Source organism: Acidisoma sp. L85 (assembly GCF_009765865.1).
In the GTDB taxonomy this organism is placed as follows: domain Bacteria; phylum Pseudomonadota; class Alphaproteobacteria; order Acetobacterales; family Acetobacteraceae; genus Acidisoma.
Window position 1 is genome coordinate 24,311 of record NZ_LMUQ01000045.1, and the last position, 18,194, is coordinate 42,504.

Annotated in this window: 19 protein-coding genes; 16 read left to right on the forward strand and 3 right to left on the reverse strand. The window is 62.5% G+C overall.

Annotation, left to right across the window (positions count from 1 at the left end):
• The coding region (locus GSQ83_RS12950; protein WP_158803307.1) for a GntR family transcriptional regulator at positions 1-785 on the reverse strand (785 nt) is incomplete at its 3' end.
• A gap of 179 nt (positions 786-964) precedes the next feature.
• Here GSQ83_RS12950 and GSQ83_RS12955 point away from each other — a divergent pair.
• From GSQ83_RS12955 to GSQ83_RS13030, 16 genes are all read left to right on the forward strand, one after another.
• Positions 965-2,077, forward strand: a complete 1,113-nt coding sequence (locus GSQ83_RS12955) for an ABC transporter ATP-binding protein (RefSeq protein ID WP_158803308.1) — start codon at positions 965-967, stop codon at positions 2,075-2,077.
• Entirely contained in the window at positions 2,074-2,988 is a 915-nt protein-coding gene (locus GSQ83_RS12960) for an ABC transporter permease (RefSeq protein ID WP_216850121.1), read from the forward strand. Before GSQ83_RS12955 ends, GSQ83_RS12960 begins: the two co-directional genes overlap by 4 nt.
• A 1-nt stretch (position 2,989) precedes the next feature.
• Positions 2,990-3,841: an ABC transporter permease gene (locus GSQ83_RS12965; RefSeq protein ID WP_158803309.1), complete on the forward strand. Its 852-nt coding sequence runs from the start codon at positions 2,990-2,992 to the stop codon at positions 3,839-3,841.
• Positions 3,842-3,911: 70 nt separating this feature from the next.
• On the forward strand, positions 3,912-4,670 hold the full coding sequence (locus GSQ83_RS12970) for an SDR family NAD(P)-dependent oxidoreductase (RefSeq protein ID WP_158803310.1): 759 nt from the start codon (positions 3,912-3,914) through the stop codon (positions 4,668-4,670).
• Between the two features lie 14 nt (positions 4,671-4,684).
• Positions 4,685-5,917, forward strand: a complete 1,233-nt coding sequence (locus tag GSQ83_RS12975) for a PotD/PotF family extracellular solute-binding protein (RefSeq protein WP_158803311.1) — start codon at positions 4,685-4,687, stop codon at positions 5,915-5,917.
• A 1-nt stretch (position 5,918) separates the two neighbouring features.
• Positions 5,919-7,025, forward strand: coding sequence for an ABC transporter ATP-binding protein (locus GSQ83_RS12980; protein ID WP_158803312.1), 1,107 nt, complete (start codon positions 5,919-5,921; stop codon positions 7,023-7,025).
• 31 nt (positions 7,026-7,056) lie between these two features.
• Positions 7,057-7,938 (forward strand): polysaccharide deacetylase, encoded by an 882-nt coding sequence (locus tag GSQ83_RS12985; RefSeq protein WP_158803313.1) that lies wholly within the window; start codon positions 7,057-7,059, stop codon positions 7,936-7,938.
• Between the two features lie 5 nt (positions 7,939-7,943).
• Positions 7,944-8,267, forward strand: a complete 324-nt coding sequence (locus GSQ83_RS12990; protein WP_158803314.1) for a hypothetical protein — start codon at positions 7,944-7,946, stop codon at positions 8,265-8,267.
• Positions 8,264-9,298, forward strand: a complete 1,035-nt coding sequence (locus tag GSQ83_RS12995) for a GTP-binding protein (protein WP_158803315.1) — start codon at positions 8,264-8,266, stop codon at positions 9,296-9,298. The genes GSQ83_RS12990 and GSQ83_RS12995 overlap by 4 nt, the downstream gene beginning before the upstream one ends.
• A 14-nt stretch (positions 9,299-9,312) precedes the next feature.
• On the forward strand, positions 9,313-10,038 hold the full coding sequence (locus tag GSQ83_RS13000) for a LamB/YcsF family protein (RefSeq protein WP_158803316.1): 726 nt from the start codon (positions 9,313-9,315) through the stop codon (positions 10,036-10,038).
• Entirely contained in the window at positions 10,038-11,417 is a 1,380-nt protein-coding gene (locus GSQ83_RS13005; RefSeq protein WP_158803317.1) for an acetyl/propionyl/methylcrotonyl-CoA carboxylase subunit alpha, read from the forward strand. Before GSQ83_RS13000 ends, GSQ83_RS13005 begins: the two co-directional genes overlap by 1 nt.
• On the forward strand, positions 11,414-12,283 hold the full coding sequence (locus GSQ83_RS13010) for an allophanate hydrolase subunit 1 (RefSeq protein WP_158803318.1): 870 nt from the start codon (positions 11,414-11,416) through the stop codon (positions 12,281-12,283). Before GSQ83_RS13005 ends, GSQ83_RS13010 begins: the two co-directional genes overlap by 4 nt.
• Positions 12,280-13,269: a biotin-dependent carboxyltransferase family protein gene (locus GSQ83_RS13015; protein WP_158803319.1), complete on the forward strand. Its 990-nt coding sequence runs from the start codon at positions 12,280-12,282 to the stop codon at positions 13,267-13,269. Before GSQ83_RS13010 ends, GSQ83_RS13015 begins: the two co-directional genes overlap by 4 nt.
• A 12-nt stretch (positions 13,270-13,281) precedes the next feature.
• Positions 13,282-13,509: an acetyl-CoA carboxylase biotin carboxyl carrier protein subunit gene (locus GSQ83_RS13020; RefSeq protein WP_158803320.1), complete on the forward strand. Its 228-nt coding sequence runs from the start codon at positions 13,282-13,284 to the stop codon at positions 13,507-13,509.
• A complete protein-coding gene (locus GSQ83_RS13025) occupies positions 13,509-14,225 on the forward strand; it encodes a cyclase family protein (protein ID WP_158803321.1) in 717 nt (238 codons plus the stop codon). Before GSQ83_RS13020 ends, GSQ83_RS13025 begins: the two co-directional genes overlap by 1 nt.
• Before the next feature lie 12 nt (positions 14,226-14,237).
• Positions 14,238-15,458 carry a PotD/PotF family extracellular solute-binding protein gene (locus GSQ83_RS13030; protein WP_216850123.1) on the forward strand — a complete coding sequence of 407 codons (1,221 nt, stop codon included), beginning with the start codon at positions 14,238-14,240 and terminating at the stop codon, positions 15,456-15,458.
• Between the two features lie 32 nt (positions 15,459-15,490).
• On the opposite strand, the gene GSQ83_RS13035 is transcribed toward GSQ83_RS13030, so the two are convergent.
• Together GSQ83_RS13035 and GSQ83_RS13040 are read right to left on the reverse strand one after the other, a co-directional pair.
• Positions 15,491-16,240, reverse strand: a complete 750-nt coding sequence (locus GSQ83_RS13035) for an SDR family NAD(P)-dependent oxidoreductase (RefSeq protein ID WP_254065660.1) — start codon at positions 16,238-16,240, stop codon at positions 15,491-15,493.
• A 57-nt stretch (positions 16,241-16,297) separates the two neighbouring features.
• Positions 16,298-17,629: an MFS transporter gene (locus GSQ83_RS13040; RefSeq protein ID WP_158803323.1), complete on the reverse strand. Its 1,332-nt coding sequence runs from the start codon at positions 17,627-17,629 to the stop codon at positions 16,298-16,300.
• Positions 17,630-18,194: the final 565 nt, after the last annotated feature.

Here is an 18,194-nt window from a genome sequence, read left to right on the forward strand (position 1 = left end):
GTGACCGAGCCGGATTCGATTCCCCATTCGAGAAAGCGCGTCAGCATGTGGCTGGCCTTGAGGCTCGCGTGGCTACGCTGGATCAGGTCGATCAGATGGCGGTTGCCGATATGCTGGACGCAGTCGACATGCAGATCCTGGTCGATCTGTTCCATCAACGTCGGATCGACCCGCGGCAGCTGAGTTCGAGCTATTTCGACACGTTTGAGCATTGGGTCGAGTGTCGCGCGATCCAGTCTGCGCGCCGCTTGTCTTAGCGCCGCTGGCTCCAGGATGATCCGCGCCTCGTACATCTCGCGCAGGCTCGCATCCGTCAGCGGGCCGACCAGCCAGTGGGAACGTTCGTCCTTGGTGATGATGCCGCGTTCGTGCAGGCGCCCCAGTACGTCGCGCACTACGGTGCGGCTGACGCCGAAATGAGAGGCCATGCGGCTTTCGCTCAGCCGAAAGCGCCCGAATGGTTCCGCCGCTTCGATGGTTCGCTGTGTATCCGCCGCCACGCGTGCCCAGCCGGCGCGGCCGATGTCTTGCGGCGTCTGGGGCAGAATGCTGACATCCAGCCCGGAGAGGCTGAGGCTGCTTCGCACCGGCACCAGCGGCGTGTTCGCGGCGGCAGGCACGACATAGCCTCGCCCTTCGAAGCGCTGGACGTGTCCGGCTCTATGCAGCCGGCGGAGCGCCATCTGGACTGGTGCGCGGCTTACTCGGAATGCCTCGGCGATGGCGCCTTCAAGGAGCACGAGCCCGGGGGTCAGGCGATGCTGCACCAGATGCAACTCGAGCACTTGATAGACCTTGTCATGAAGTCTGATTGACAGGGCGTCCTTCGCTATGTGATCGAAAACTAGGCAGACATCACAGAAACTGCCATCAATCAACGCAAAACGCATTGTTGTATGCAAAAATCATTTGTGCTACCTCCCTGGCGCGGCGTGTCACGGGATGCGGTCTGTTTGGAGACGCGATGCTCGAGATTCAATCTTTGACAAAACGCTTCGGCGGTGTGGCGGCGCTGGATGCGATTTCGCTTTCGGTCAGCACTGGCGGCTATCTTTCGGTTCTCGGCCCCAGCGGTTCTGGCAAATCGACGCTGCTGCGCGTGCTCGCGGGCTATGAGGCCCCGGATGAAGGTGGAATAAAGCTCGACGGTCAGTCTCTCGCCACCGTGCCGGCGCATGAGCGCGGCATCGGCTTCGTGTCCCAGGGCTTTGCCCTGTTCCCGCATCTATCGGTTTTCGACAATGTCGCCTTCGGGCTGCGCTATCACGCGACTTCCCCGCTGCGGGACACCGCAGAAGTACGCAAGAGGGTCAACGACATTCTAGAAATGGTCGGGCTGGAGGATTTTGCGAGGCGGCAGATTCAGCAGCTCTCCGGCGGTCAGAAACAGCGCGTGGCCCTTGCGCGCACCTTGGTCGTGCGCCCCCGGCTCTGTCTACTAGACGAGCCGCTCGGCGCACTGGACGCTAATTTGCGCCAACGGATGACGATCGAGCTTCGTCGCATCCATAGCGCGCTCGGCATTACCTTTTTCCATGTCACGGGCAATGAAATGGAAGCGCTGGCCATGGGCGACCGTGTGGTCGTGCTGGATGCTGGGCGCATCTTGCAGGCTGATGAGCCTGATACGGTCTACAACAGTCCCGCTTCAATCGCCGTCGCGCGCTTTCTGAACCGCTATAACCTCTTCAACGGCAAGAATGACGGCGCGGGCGGGATCGCGACCGCGGCGGGCCTCATCGCCGCGCCCGACGAAGCCGAGACCCGTAGGGCCGGCGAGGTTATGGATTTCTGCATACGTATAGACAAAATTGAAGTTCTGCCCGAGAACGCGACGCCTGGACCGAACCAGGCTCACTTGCAAGCGGCCTATATCACCAGTGAATTCTCTGGCGCCATCATCACCCATTTGTTCCGTCTGACCGACGACCGCATCCTAGAGGTCGAGGATCATCTCAGCCATCGCCGCCCCGCCGAATACGATCCGGGCGGCCGCTACTCCGTCGTCTGGCCGAGGGCGGAAGGGTTGGTCTTCCCAGCCGGTGCTGGCACTGTTCCGATGAAGGCCGCAGCGTGACGGCCGCCGTTCAGAACGCGACCTTGGCCGACGGCCCGACAGCGCCGGCACGCGAATTCATCAGAAGGCAATCGCTTGGCGGCTGGATGTTGCTGGCGCCAGGCGTCGTCTGGATGCTGCTCTGCCTCGTCGTGCCGATGTTGATGATGGTCTATGTCAGTTTCTGGACGCAGCACACCTTCTCAATCGAGTCGACGCCAACCTTTGCCAATTGGATCGCCTTTTTCAGCACACCGACCTATGTCGATTCGCTACTGACGACGATCAGGCTGTGGTTCATCACGCTCGCCTTGACCTTCCTCATCGGCTATCCGGTCGCCGTCTATATCGGCCTCTTCGTTCGCAACCGGACCATCCAGACTTCGCTTCTGGTGCTTTGCGTTGTGCCGTTCTGGACCTCCTTTCTCATCCGCATCCTGGCCTGGCGGCCGATGTTGGGAACCGAGGGCGCGGTCAACCTGATCCTGCTCAAACTCGGCCTGATCTCGACACCGATCGAGGCGCTGCTATTCACGCAATACAGTGTCATTGTCGGCATGGTGCAGATCTATGTGGTGTTCATGGTTGGGCCTGTCGCCTTCATGGTCTCTCGCATCGATCGCAGCCTTATCGAGGCCGCGCGCGATCTTGGCGCCGGCACAACGCGGATATTCTTCACGATCATCCTGCCGCTCAGCCTGCCCGGCATCGTCGTCGGCGCGATCTTCGTCTCGGTCATGGTGCTGGGTGAATTTGCGACCCCCGCAGCGCTGTCCGGCTCGAAGGTCAATCTGCTTGGCAATATCATCGTGACGCAGGTGGGGTCGCTGAAATGGGCCTTCGCCTCAGTCTGCGGCGTGATCCTAACCGTGTTGATGGCCGTCACCGTGGTCGGGCTGCTGCGAATCGTAAATCTTCGGCGGGAGATCTGACATGGAGCGTCAGCCTTTCCTCCGTTCCTTGCTTGGGGGATGGACCGGCCTTTTCCTGATCTTCCTCTATAGCCCGATGGTCGTGCTCGCGATTCTGTCTTTCCAGTCGGGGCCGGAAGGCGGGCCACAATTCCCGATCGAACATTGGTCAATCTATTGGTACCGCCAGCTCTTTGACCTCGTGCCGCCGTCCCGCGTGGCGCCGCTTCCGGTGGGGGCCGCACTGTTTCGGTCCCTGACGCTCGCCTTCTCCACGATGGTGGTATCGACCGTGCTCGGCACGCTGACAGCGCAGGCCTTCCGCCGCCATTTTCGCGGTTCGGGGGCGGTCTTCTACCTAGTTGTCCTCGGTATGATGGTGCCCGGCGTGCTGGTCGGTCTCGGCACGGCATTGACCGCGAATGCGCTGTCGATCGAGCGCAACTGGTGGAGCACCGTCTTCCTGGTGCATGTAGTCTATACCTATCCCTTCGCCTTCCTCGTCATGCTTGCGATCTTCAACCGGTTCGACCGGTCGGTGGAGGAAGCGGCCTGGAGTCTCGGCGTTTCGCCGATCCAGACTTTCCGCCGGATCACTTTTCCGCTGATCTTTCCCGGTGTGCTGAGCGCGATGCTCTTCGCCTTTACGCTGAGCTATGACGAGTTTCCGCGTACGCTGTTCGCCTCCGGTGGTCAATTGACGCTGCCGCTTGCGATCTACGGAACCTTCTCGGTTGAGATCCACCCGAACGTCTTCGCTTTCGGGGTGTTGACCACGTTGTTCTCTTTCGCGCTCCTGGCCGTCTACGCGACATTGATGACGCTGAGTTCACGCCGGGCGCGTAGGCTGGCGGTACAGGAGGACATTGCATGATGACAGGCTGGTTGGTGCGGATCGGCGGCATCGGTCCCAGGGCTTGGCCGAGTTCGGGAGACGTAACACGGTGACGGCGCAAACTGTTCTTGTCACCGGCGCCGGGATAGGCATCGGCCGCGCCACCGCGATCGCATTCGGACGTCTTGGCGCGCATGTATTGGTGACCGACGTCTTGGCTGAGGAAGGCGAGGCGGTAGCGGCCGAGATTTTCGCAGCTGGCGGCCGCGCAAGCTTCCACCTTCTAGACGTGACGAGCACCGAGGAGGTCGAGGCGGTCTTCGCGGCGGCGGAGGCTGCGCATGGTGTCGTCGATACGGTCATCGCCAATGCAGGCATCGCCCGGCATGTGCCGGTGGAGCAGTTGACGGACGCATTGTGGAATCAAACAGTCGATATCGACCTCGGCGGGGTGATGCGCGTTTTCCGTCGGGCCGTTCCGGGATTGCGTAAGCGCGGCGCCGGATCTCTGGTCGCGCTTTCCTCAATCATGGGCATCGCCTATGGCTGGGACAAACATATTCACTACTCGGCTGCCAAGGCCGGGGTGATCGGCCTGGTGCGCGGCCTCGCGGTTGAGTTGGCGTCACAGGGTATTCGCGTGAACGGCATTGCACCCGGCTATATCCGCACGGCGCAGCTTCTATCGGAAGAGCATTCGCTGGGAGCGGCCGGTGCCGAACAGGCGCCCGCCTTTATCCCCATGGGCCGCCTGGGTGAGCCCGAGGATATCGCGGATGTCGTTTTATTTCTTGCATCCGAGGCCGCCCGCTACATCACCGGTCAGGTGATCGTGGTTGATGGCGGTCTTCTCGTCGGCCGTTATTGAAACAGGAAACTCCCATGGACAAGCCACACGTCAATCGACGCTCCATGCTGAAAGGCGGTGCTACGTCGCTCGCATTCGCGGCACTCGGCGGCGGCCCAATCCTTGGGTCGATGCGTCATGCTATGGCGGCGAGCGGGCTCGCGAGTGAACAGCTTCGCACGATCGGCCTTTCGGTGACCGTGCAGGATCGCATCTTGCAAGACTTCAAGAAAGCAAGCGATGTCGGAAGCGTCAGCGGCACGGCGGCGACCTTCCCGGATGCGCAGACCAAGATCCTGTCAGGTTCCTCCGACTTCGATTGCTGGGAGATCATCGGTGAGCGTCTGCCCGCGCTGGTGCAGACGAACAAGGATGCGCCGGTCGAGACGAGCGGGCTGAAGAACTGGGAAAGCATTCGCGACACTTTCACCAAGGCCGATCCGAAGTGGCCGGCCAAGGCACAGATCGTCGGCCAGATATGGACCGATGACGACCATACCAAGCTTTACATGGTGCCCGCCGTGTACAACTACGACAGCATTGGCTACAACCCGGACAAGGTCAGCGCCGAGGAGGCGAATACCTGGACCTGCCTCTTCGACGACAAGTTCAAAGGAAAGTCGGGTCTCAACACCGATCCGTTGATCGCCTTCGGCCAAGCAATTATGGCGATGAACACGCTCGGCCTGCTGAAGGTCGAGAATCCCGGCAACCCACCGAAGGAAGCGATCACGGAGGCGGCGAAATTTCTCATTTCCAAAAAGAAGGGTGGCCAGTTTCGTGCGCTGTGGGGCGATTTTGGCGAGCTGGTGAATCTGCTCGCCTCCGGCGAAATGGTCGTTAGCGACGCTTGGCAGCCTGCGGTCATGGCGGTCAAGGCGCAGGGCAAGCCGTGCAAATACGCGGTGCCGAAGGAAGGTTATCGCGCCTGGGCGATCGGCCCGGCGATGATCGCCGGCACGGCGAACAAGGATGCCGTGCTGGCCTATGCCGACTACTGGCTGTCCGGGCCGCCGGGCATTACCGTGTCGGAACAAGGCTATTATTCGCCCACCACCAATATCGAAAAGGTCATGGCGCCTGATCGCTATGCCTTCTGGTACGAGGGCGCACCGTGGAAAGAAGCCGAATGGCGCGGCATCAAGCCGGGTGATCTGCGTGACGGCGGCTCCTTGAAGGAGCGCGCGGCACATGTCGCCTATTGGCACCAGTGGCCTGACGAATATGATTACCTCGTCTCGAAATGGGACGAGTTTCTGAGCGCCTGATATGGTCGCGGATCTCGAACTCGTTGCGCTGCGCAAGACCTATCCGGGCGGCGTCAGCGCGGTGGAGGATGTCGAGCTAGTGGTCGAACAGGGGGAGTTCGTCTCCCTGGTCGGCCCCTCCGGCTGTGGCAAGACCACCACGCTGCGGATGATCGCGGGTTTCGAATCGATCACCGCGGGCGAGATCCTGATCCGCGGTCAGCGCATCAACGACCTTCCGCCGGAGAAGCGGCCGACTTCGACCATCTTCCAGAACTTCGCGCTGTTTCCGCATATGACGGTGCGGCGGAACATCGAATATGGCCTCGCCGCGCGCGGCATCAAATCCGCGGAGCGCAGGGAGCGATCAAACCGGATCATGGAGAAGCTCGATCTGCTCACTATCGCGGACCGGAAGGAGGCGGGGCTTTCCGGCGGTCAGCGTCAGCGCGTGGCGCTGGCGCGGGGGCTGGTGGTGGAGCCGCGGATCCTGCTGCTCGATGAGCCGCTCGGTGCGCTGGATGCCAATCTGCGGCGCTCGGTCCAAAACGAGCTGAAGCTGCTGCAGCGGACCCTCGGCATCACTTTCGTGTTTGTGACCCACGCGCAGTCAGAAGCGTTGATCCTATCGGACCGGATCGTCGTGATGAATAGAGGGCGGATCGAGCAAGTCAGCCGCCCGGCCGATCTTTATACTCGCCCTAGAACCCCCTTCGTCGCGCGCTTCATCGGGCGCAACACGCTGGTAATGGGGAGACTCAAGGATGCGTCGGGCCTGATCGAGACATCCTACGGGCCAATGCGGGGCGTCGTCGCGGACAGCTTCCTGCGCGCAGGGGACGCGGCGCAGATCGTGTTGCCGGCCGAGGCGCTGGAGCCGCATCGCGAGACGAGCAATGAGGCGGCGCTGCAGGCGCAATATCAGGGCAATTTGCTCTCGGCGCGAATTCTCGCGGTCGAGGTCGTGGCGCATACACGCCTGATCCGCGCGGCTCTGTCGGACGGGCGCGAAATTCTTCTGGACGGCCATACGGGCCATGCGGGCGGGGAGGGGCTGGTCGCGGGATCATCCCTTTGGATCGGCCTGCGGCCGGAGGAGGCGACCATCGTCGCCGCAGACAAGCGATAACGGTCCCATCAAAAGGGGAAGAAACTAGATCATGGCTAAAGAAATTCTCTGTGGCTTTGGCGTCGATGTTGACGCCGTGGCTGGCTGGCTAGGCTCTTACGGCGGCGAGGACAGCCCAGACGACATCAGCCGCGGCCTTTTCGCAGGCGAGGTCGGTAGTCCACGTCTGCTGAAGATGTTCGAGCGTTTCGGCATCAAGACCACCTGGTTCATCCCAGGCCATTCGATCGAGACCTTTCCGGAACAGATGCAGGCCGTCGCCGATGCGGGCCATGAGATCGGTATCCACGGCTATACGCATGAAAATCCGATCGCGATGACGCGCGAGCAGGAAGAAATCATTCTCGACCGCTGCATCGCACTCGTGACCAAGCTGGCCGGCAAGCCGCCGACCGGCTATGTCGCGCCGTGGTGGGAGTTCAGCCCTGTCACCAACGAACTGCTGGTCGAACGCGGCATCAAATACGACCACAGCCTGATGCATAACGATTTTCATCCATATTACGTCCGCGTCGGAGATAGCTGGACGCGGATTGACTACTCGCAGAATCCCGAGACCTGGATGAAGCCGCTGTTGCGGGGCACGGAAACCGGGCTGATCGAGATCCCCGCCAGTTGGTATCTCGACGACTTGCCGCCGATGATGTTCATCAAGAAGGCGCCGAACAGCCACGGCTTCGTCAATCCGCGCGATATCGAGCAACTCTGGCGGGACCAGTTCGACTGGGTCTATCGCGAGATGGATTACGCGGTCTTCCCGATCACCATCCACCCCGATGTCTCTGGTCGCCCGCAAGTGCTGCTGATGCTCGAGCGCCTGTATGAATACATGAAGGGTCATGCGGGCGTGCGCTTCGTCACCATGAACGAGATGGCGGATGATTTCGCGCGACGCTTCCCGCGTAAGGGCTGACTCCGATGTGCGGTCTCTGCGGCATTGTGGGGACCGCGCCGCATTGGACTGACGGCGTGCCGGCGCCATCCCCGCCCGACACGCCCACTCGCCGTCGGGAACGGCAGGAGCGCGTGCGCGGCCTCAACCGCGTGCTGCGGCCTTTCGGGCTCACGGCGTCCGATTGGCAGGGCAGCGCTTATATTATCGCCACCTATACTGGCCGTTCAGAGATCGTCGATAACGCGGCCCATCTCTGGCAAGCTGCGGCGCGACTGTGCGGACGGGCATGCGACCCCCTCGACGCTGGCTTGCTCGAGCGGCTTGAGAAGGAGGCAATGCGCACATGACGGCGCCCGGCGTCGCCCCGTCGCGCCTGCCGCTGCATCTCGTCAGCGGATTCCTTGGCAGCGGCAAGACCACGCTGCTGCGACGGCTACTCGACACGCCCGCGCTGGCGGATAGTGCGGTTTTGGTCAACGAACTCGGCGAAATCGGCCTCGACCATCACCTGCTGCGTCACCTGGATGGAGAGACAGTACTGCTGCGCAGCGGTTGCATCTGCTGCACAGTGCGGGACGATCTCGGCCAAGCACTGAAGGATCTACTCGACCGGCGTGCGCGGGGCGAGGTGCCGCCATTCCAGCGCATCATCGTGGAGAGCACTGGCCTCGCCGATCCCGTGCCCATTCTCTCGACCGTGACCAGCGAGCCGATGCTGCGGCACCACCTGCGGTTGGGTTGTGTCGTCACCACGGTCGACGCGGTCAACGGCGCGCTCCATCTGGAACGCCAGCCGGAATCGGGCAAGCAGGTCGCGGTCGCCGATCGGCTGGTGATCACCAAGACCGACCTCGCCGGTCCCGCGGTTACGGAGGCGCTTGCCCGGCGCCTGCGCGCCATCAATCCGGGCGCCACGCCTTTCCACGCGATGGCGACCGATCTGGATTTGGGCGCCCTGCTGACTGATGCCGTCTCGCCCAATGCGCTTCGCGCCGAGGCCCTCGCCTGGACGTCACCAGCACCTAGGCCCGGCGGGTTGCAATCCCTCCCCAGTCATGCGGCCGGGCTTCACAGCTTCTGCATGGTCTTCGGCCACGCGATCGACTGGGTGACGCTGGGCATCTGGCTGACCATGCTGCTGCAGGCGCATGGGGAGCGGGTGCTGCGCGTGAAGGGTTTGCTTGATATCGCGGGCTCCGCGCATCCGGTTTTCATCAACGGCGTCCAGCACGTCATGCATCAACCGTTGCATCTGGATGGATGGCCCGACGGCGACCGCCGCTCGCGCCTCGTGTTCATTGTGCGTGATCTGCCGCGCGACCTGATCGAGCGGTCCTGCCGGGCCTTCCTGGGCCTGGTTCCCGAATACGCCGCGTAATACAGGAGCTGACCATGGCGACATTGCTCAACTGCGACATGGGGGAATCCTACGGCCTCTACCGGCTGGGGGATGACGCGGCGCTGATGCCGCTGATCGATGTCGCGAACGTCGCCTGCGGTTTCCACGCCTCCGACTTCAACCATATGCGCGCGACTGTTCGCCTCGCCCGCGAGCATGGTGTAGCGGTGGGCGCGCATCCCTCGCTGCCGGACAGGCAGGGTTTCGGGCGCCGGGAGATGGCGATGAAGCGGGAGGAGCTGGCGAATTGCCTGATCTATCAGATCGGCGCGCTGAAGGGCTTCCTGGAGGCGGAGGGCATGGTGCTCAATCACATCAAGCCGCACGGCTCGTTGTTCGGGATGGCCGGGCGGTTGGAGCATGTGGCTCATGCCGTCTGCGATGCCGCCGCGATCTTCAGGGTTCCGGTTTTCGGCATGCTCGGCACGCTGCATGAGACGATCTATCCGGAGCGTGGAATTCCCTTCCTCGCAGAGTATTACGCCGACCTGGAATATGACGACGACGGTAAGCTGATCATCACCCAGGTGCATGACGCCGTGGACGCGTCAGAGGCCGCGCGGCGCTGCGTCCGCGCGATCAAGGAAGGACTTACCCAGACCGTTGGCGGTCGTGACGTCCGTGTTGGCGCGGAGACCATCTGCGTTCATTCGGATACGCCCAATGCGATGGAGATCGCGGGGGCCGTGCGCGGCGCGATACGGCAGTTGGCGGCCTGATGCGCAAGCTTCTGATTGCCAACCGGGGGGAGATCGCGGTGCGCATCATGCGCGCGGCGAAGTCGCTCGGTATCGCGACCGTCGCCGTCTATTCGGAAGCCGATGCCGCCGCGCTACATGTCGCTTCCGCCGACGAGGCCGTGTTGATCGGGCCACCGCGCCCGGCAGATAGCTACCTCAAGGTCGAGGCCATCCTGGCGGCGGCGCGGCAGACGGGCGCGGATGCGATCCATCCCGGCTATGGGTTCCTGGCCGAAAACGCCGCTTTCGCCGCGGCGGTCGAGGATGCGGGCCCGGTCTTTGTCGGTCCGACTGCCGCACAGATCGCCATGATGGGTGACAAAGCGCGAGCCCGGGACGCCGCAGCGGCAGCCGGCGTACCGGTATTGCCGGCAAGCGCGAGACTGGCCCCCGGCGGCCTGGAGGGGCTGGAGGCGGCCGGGGAGGCGGTCGGCTATCCGCTTCTGGTCAAGGCGGTGGCCGGGGGCGGGGGCATCGGCATGCGGCTGGTGGCGAGACCCGAGGATCTTCGGGCGGCGGTGGAATCGCTGCAATCCATGGCGCAGCGCGCCTTCGGTGATGGCACCGCCTATCTGGAACGCTATGTCGCGGCGGCGCGCCATGTGGAGGTGCAGGTCTTCGGCCTGGGTGACGGCCGCGCTGCGCATCTGTTCGAGCGCGAATGCTCGGTCCAGCGCCGCTTTCAGAAGATTTTGGAGGAAAGCCCATCGCCCGGCATCACGCGTGACGCGCGGACCGCGATGCAGATGGCGGCCCAGGCGCTGGCCGCCGCCGTCTCCTACCGTTCCGCCGGAACGATCGAATTCGTGGTCGATGACGACACCAAGGAATTCTTCTTCCTGGAGATGAACACACGCATTCAGGTCGAACATCCGGTCACCGAGATGGTGGCTGGGCGCGATCTCGTGCAATTGCAATTGAGGCTGGCGCGAGGCGAGGATTGCGCGCCGCTGCTGGACGGTCTGGTCGCGCGCGGCCACGCCATCGAATGCCGGCTCTGCGCGGAAAATCCGGAACGGATGTTTCTGCCGTCGCCGGGCCGGATTTCTCGCCTCTCGCTGCCGGAAGGCCCGGATCTCCGCATCGATACCGGCGTGCGCGAGGGCGATACGGTATCGGCCTTCTACGACTCGCTGCTCGCCAAGGTTATCGTCCATGCGGCGGACCGTAACGCAGCGATCGAGGCGATGCGCGCCGCGCTGAGCGCGATCACGATCGAGGGCATCACGACCACTCTGCCGTTCCTGATCCGGCTGCTCGACCATCCGGCGTTCATTGACGGGCGGACGCTTACGGGTTTCATCGAAACGCATCGGGCGACGCTCTTCCCGCCCAAAACCGGAGAGACGGCCGCATGATCTATCCAGAGCCGCGCTACCTGCCGGGCGGCGACCGCTACATGCTGGTCGAATTCGGCAACGAGATGAACCTGGAACTCAACTTCATGGCGCAGGGTCTGGCCGCCGCCATCCTCGAGGCGCGCATCGCCGGCGTGATCGAGACAGCGCCGTGCTTCGCCTCGATGCTTGTGCATTACGAGCCTGAGATCATCAGCTTCGACGACCTGCGGGCAGAGCTGTCGCGCCTGGTCGCGGGTCTTGGCCCCTCCGATGCTTTGGAGTTGGAGAGCCGGCTGTTCTATCTGCCCGCCGTCTACCTCGACCCATGGACGCGCGCCTGCGTAGAGGACTACCAAGCCAAGATCGCGCCCAAGACGGCGGATTGGGACTATATGGTGGAGCTCAACGGCCTCCGCGACACGGATGATTTCGTCCGGGTGCATTCCGGAACCGAATATTGGGTCGCCTCGCTCGGTTTCTGGCCGGGACTGCCTTTTATGATGGCGCTTGACCCGCGCGCCAAAATGACCGCGCCGAAATACAACCCGCCCCGCACCTGGACGCCTGGCGGCGCCATCGGCCTTGGCGGCGCATCGACCGCGATCTATCCGGAGCAATTGCCGGGCGGCTACCAGATCTTCGCCAGAACCCCGGTGCCGATCTGGGACCGCGCACAACGCTTCGCCGCTTTCGCGGGGTCGATCTGCTTGTTCCGACCGGGCGACCGCGTGCGCTTTGTGCCCTGCTCGGTCGAGGAGTTCGAGACCATCGAGCGCGAAGTGGCCGACGGAACCTATCAATACAACATGGTGGGCTACGGGAAGTTCTCAGTAGCACTCTATAAGGCATGGACCGCATCGCTTGGCGCGCGGAGAACGTCATGACACTTGAAATCATCAAGCCTGGGCTTGAGACCTCGGTGCAAGATTGGCCGGGGCGCTACGGCTTCTGGAATCAGGGCTTCCCGCCCTCCGGTCCGATGGATAGCTGGTCCTTCAGGCTGGCCAATCTGCTGGTGGGCAATGTGGTCGGGGCACCCGCTCTGGAATGCCAGTATATTGGCCCGACGCTGCGTTTCGGCGCGGAAACCGTCTTCGCCGTGACGGGCGCCGACATGCTGCCGACGCTGGATGGCGCGCCTGTTCCGCTATGGCAGAGCGTGACGGCGCAGCCGGGGCAGGTACTTGCCATGTCCTTCGCCAAACTCGGCGCGCGCGCCTATCTGGCACTGGCGGGCGGGATAGATGTCGAACCCTGGCTCGGCTCCCGCGCCACTTTCCATAAGGCGGGGATCGGCGGTGTCGGAGGCCACGCGCTGAAGCCGGGTCAGCAGGTGCCGTTGGGCGTGCCGGCCGCGACGGCCAAGGCCGGTCTCATCGTGGAAGAAGCGGCGCGGCCCGTGATCTCCACCGACCGGCGCTGGGAAATCGAGGTCGTTGCCGGTCCCAACGATGACTGGATCGATGGCGAGGGGCATGCACGGTTTCTGTCCGCCGACTGGAAGCTCTCGGGCAAATCGGATCGAACCGGTTTCCGGCTAGACGGGCCTGACTGGACTTTCACGGAAAAGGCGCTGCACAAGGCGCCGGAACACGGCTCGCTGCCCTCCAACATTATTGACCAGGGCTATCCGCTCGGCGCCATCAACCTCGCGGGGCAGACGCCGATCATCCTGGTGAATGATGGGCCTTCCATGGGTGGCTTCATCAATCCCTATACCGTGCCACAAGCCGCCTTTTGGAAACTGGGGCAGTCCAAGCCGGGGGAGACCTACCGCTTCAAAGCGGTGAGCGTCGCGGAATCGCAGGCGATGGCGCGCAGCTTGGCCGCACTCTGCACCGACGCTTCCATCCTTGGCTCGATCGTATAGGGAGAAGAGCCTATGACCATTGAAATTCGCACGCTGACGGCGGGGAATGTCTGGAAGGTGCTGGTGCAGCCTGGCGACAACGTCGCCGAGGGCGATGTGCTGTTCATCATGGAGGTCATGAAGATGGAGGTGCCGCATACCGCGCCCGCCGGCGGGAAGGTCACGGCCGTTTATGTCGCCGCCGATCAAGAGGGCCTGGATGCTGATGCGCCAGCGGTGGACTTGGAGGAGGTTGCGTAGTGGCCGGCAGGATCATCGACCTCAGTCTTCTCATCGAAGACAACATGCCCACGCATAAACTGTTCCAGAGGCCGGTGATCACAACGCATCTGACGCATGAAAGCGCCAAAGCGCTCGAGCTCGGCGTGCCTGGCGATGCAATGACGTTCCAGACCAACTTCATCGCGACGCTCGATCATGTCGGCACGCATGTGGACGCATTCCGCCATGTCAGTCCGACCGGCGCCAGCATCGATGAGATGCCGCTCGAACTTTTCATTGGCAAGGCCGTGTGTCTGGACCTGCGTCATATCCCCGATCTCGGTGACATCACCCTGGAGGAAATCGAGGCGGCCGAGGCGGCGGCAGGCGTGATCGTTGACGGCCATATTGTCCTGCTCTGCACGGGCTTCCACAATCGTACCTATCCGGGCCTCGATTCCGTCTGGAAGAATCCGCAGCTGACGGTGGAGGCGACCCGCTGGCTCCATGCCCGTGGCTCCCGCATGCATGGCGTCGAGGGGCCTTCGACGGACAGGCCAAGCGACAATGTCTTCGCGCAGCACCGCCTCTGCCGGGAGCTCGGCATCAGCCATTGGGAATGGCTCGTGAATTTGGAATTGCTGATCGGGAAAGGGGAATTTCAGTTCTTTGGCGTGCCGCTGCGGATCAGTGGCGGCTCCGGCTCGCCCGTGCGGGCTTTCGCGATACTGGAGAGCCCGGCTGGCGCAGGCTGAACATCGCCGGTCATGACGAAATCGAGGTCGAAACCTGGTGATCTTGCCGCGCCCGCCATTCTTCCGGCGAGGCCGGTGCTGAGAGTATTGGGCACCGCCGTCACGCTGCACGAACCGATCCGGCTCAAGGCGCAGCAGGATCTCGGCATCGACATCGTCTTCGCCCCGATGGACGGCGTCGCTGCCCAGCAGGTCGCCGTCCGGCACCCGGGCACCTACGACCTTTACGATCACTGGTTTCACAGCCTTGACGTCGTCTGGTGGTCGGGCGCGCTGCAGCCCATTGACACCCGCCGGATCCTCTCCTGGGACCAGATCATGCATCGCGACCAAGCGCTGCGCATGACCGGACGTGTCGACCGATCCCGCTCGATGCCGCTTTCGCGGCTGTTTGTCTCGCCCGACCGCCGGCTCGGCATCCACCGCACGGAAACGGTCACGGCCGTGCCGGGCGTGTACAATGTCGATGCCTTCGGCTATCTGCCGGGTCCGTTGGAGGCGCTGCTGCCCGGCGAGGCGGAGAGCTGGGGCTGGTTGTTGGACAGCCGGCTGAGTGGCCGCGTGGCGCTGGTTGCCGATCCAACCATCGGCGCGGCCGAGGCGGCACTCGCGATGATGGCGCAGGGGCTGGCCAGCTTCGAGGACCCGGCCGATCTCAGCATCGCGGAGATCGATACGCTGGTACGGATTTTGATCGGGCGGAAGAGGGCGGGTCATTTTCACACCTTGTGGCGGTCCGTTTCGGATGTGGTCCCGCTGCTGGAGGACGGTGAAGTCGTCATCGGCAGCCTATGGGCCACGGCCCTCGCCGGTCTTTGGTCGCGGGGCGTTGACGTGCGCAACGCGGTGCCGCTGGAAGGCTATCGGGGCTGGCACGGCTGTATGGCATTGTCCGGCCGGGCAGAGGGGCGGGTCGCTGATGCGGCCTATGACTACCTCAATTGGTGGCTGTCGGGCTGGGCGGGCGCGCAGATGACACGTCATGGGCTGTACGTCTCGGCTTGCGACAATATCCGGCCGCATTTGTCGATGGCGGAGTGGTTCTTTTGGTACGAGGGCAAACCCGCGCCCTCCGCTTTACCAGGGCCGGATGGTTCGCTTGTGATTCCCGCCGGCACCACGCGTAGCGGCGGCTCGGTGCTGGACCGGATATCCAACATCGCTCTTTGGAACACCACCATGCGTGAGCACAATTATCTCGTTCGGAGGTGGAATCAGTTCCTCGAAACTTGACCCGCCGCCGGCAAAGGTTCGTCGGCTCGAAACTAGACCATCACGTCGCCGCCGTTGGGATTCAACGTGGCGCCGATGTAGTAAGAACCCTCGTCCGAGGCAAGCATAACGGCAGTGGGCGCAACTTCATCGACCCGGCCAACGCGGCCAATTGGAAGCTCCGCGATCTTGCGGACCTTCCAGTCCTCGGGAAGCGCCCGATACAACGGAGTGTCGATCGGTCCGGGGCAAATCGCGTTGACGGTAATTCCATTACGCGCGACTTCATAGGCCAGGGAGCGGGTGAAGCCGATCACGCCAGCCTTGGCGGCGGCGTAATGCGCCATCTCCGGACCGCCCTTCTGCGCCAATTGCGACGCAATGTTGATGACCCGCCCGAAGCCGCGATCGATCATGCCAGGAAGAACGGCACGCGTGACGAGGAAGACACTCCGAAGATTGATGGAGATCATCTGGTCCCACATCGCGGTTGACATGTCGTTGACCAGCGATGTCGTGTCGATGCCCGCCGCGTTCACGACGATATCGATCCGCCCGAGATTTGCAATCACGATGGCAACCGCGGCTTGCACGGCGCTCTCATCTGAGACGTCCGCGGCGACTGCAATCATCCGCACATCGCGGGCGGAGATGCGATCGACGGAGGCCTGGGCCTTGTCGATCTCCAGATCCAGGATAGCAACATCCGAGCCTTCCCGCGCGAAAGCCGCGGAGATGGCTTCTCCTATTCCTCCGGCCCCGCCGGTCACGAGCGCAACTTTTCCTTGAAGGCGTCCCACCATCACCATCTCCAAACAGCTACAGTCTTCGCGACAACTCAAGACACATGCGGACGGATGCTAGAAGTCGACGTTACGCGTCTCCGGTCCTATGAACGCGCCGAGGGCGCCTAGCAAGCCTCCAATAACGAGTAACACGACGGGAGTCAGCGTGAACGGCATGATGATGCCAAGCCAGTTCATGTAGAAGGCATAGAAGGACGGAATGACTACCGACAGGCTGAAGCCCAGGCCAAAGCCAGTTGCCCGCACATCGGTCACGAAGCGCTCGTTGATATAGGTAACGATGACACCCCAGGGCGAGGTGACGAGCACCGACATGAGGCAGACCAATAGCACGACTAGCGGCAAGCCGAGCCTGATGCTCACCAGCGCGTACATGATTCCGCCGCCAAATATTGCGATGAGCGGGCCGACGATCAGGAAGAACCGCCGCCGCCCGATCGCCTGGCCTATCATCCCTGAAGCGATATAGCTGAAGAACAGTACAAGGTAGGAGATGAGCAGCGTCGATGTCAGTTCGTATTTCGGCAGATGCAGAATGTGAAGCAGCAGCGTGGTCGGGATAAAGATGGTGATGATATTCTGCGTCAGCCAAAAGCCCGTCATCATGACAAGGACCTGCAGCAGACCCCAAGCGCTGCGGCCTGTTATGAGGTCCCGCAATGGTAGCTTTTGCTTGCCCTCGGCTGTCTCCGATGCCCAGACCTCCGACTCCGGGACTTTGTATGCATAGTAGAGTGCGAGGAGGCCGGCGAGCACTGCGCCGATGACGAACGGAATGCGCCAGCCCCAGTGGACATAAGGTGACTGCGCGCCATGCAGCGGGAAGAGCGCGAACATGAGCATGGCGATCAGGTTGATGACGACATAAGCGAGGGGGAACGCCGCAAGGATTAGGCCGCCCACGAAGCCGCGTCTCGGCTTCTCGGCATATTCAATGGCGAGCGGCATCGCACCTGTGTAGCCGCCGCCCAGGCAGATGCCGTCCAGGAAGCGTAACAGGACCAGGAGCCAATAGGAGGCGATGCCGATGCTGTCGAAGCCTGGCAGGATGGCGATCAGGAAGGTGATGAAGCCGAAGCCAGAAACAGAGTAGATCGACGCCATGCGGCGGCCGACATTGTCTGCGACGACGCCGAAGATAAAAGCCCCAATCGGGCGGCCAAGAAGTGTCGTAATGAAAACGAGGGACGTCAGTATCGCGGCAGTCCCCGGCGTGATTGCGGCGGGTCGGAAGAAGAAGAGAACGGGCGACAGCACCACCGTTGGCAAATAGATGTCAAACATGTCGATGAACTCAGAAAAGAACGCGCCGCGAATCGCAGTACGGCTCTTCTCCCGGCGCGATAGCGTTGCGGTATCGTGAGGAAGAGTTGCGAGGCCAATCATGATCTTTCCCTTTGATTATTGGGGCGCTTGGCATTGTGTAAAGTGGCTGCGGCCCCCGCAGGCACGGCGTGCAACGTCGAGCCGGCCCCAGTGTCAGGTGGCTGGCAAGAAACCTCGTGCGGCGCCAGATCGATCGACCACGTGTAAGGTACGTCCGCCCAAATGGTAGTGCCCATCGAATCGTGCAGTCTTGTCCGGCAAAACCGCATAAATCACGAAGATGCCCCGCAACAAGTCGTTTTGAGCTTTGGCTGCTCTATGTCGCGGAGCCTTGGCTTCGTCGCGACAAATGTCGCGACTTTGGGCGCAGAATTTCGCTCTATCGGCACAGTGTCAACGTCCAGGCATGCTATAACTGCTATTGCGCCCAGCTACGAGATGGATTGCGAAGTGCACTAACGCGCGAGTTCGCGCCCATGATCGACGATCTCGATGCCGCGACAGCGGCTCTTTCCGCGGCGCGAAAGGTGCCAGGCGGCGAGAACGTGGAGGAGTCAACGGAATTCTAAACAGCGTCGGAGGATTTCGCTCGATTCCTTCAGCGTGTGCCGGGCTGCTTCGCTTG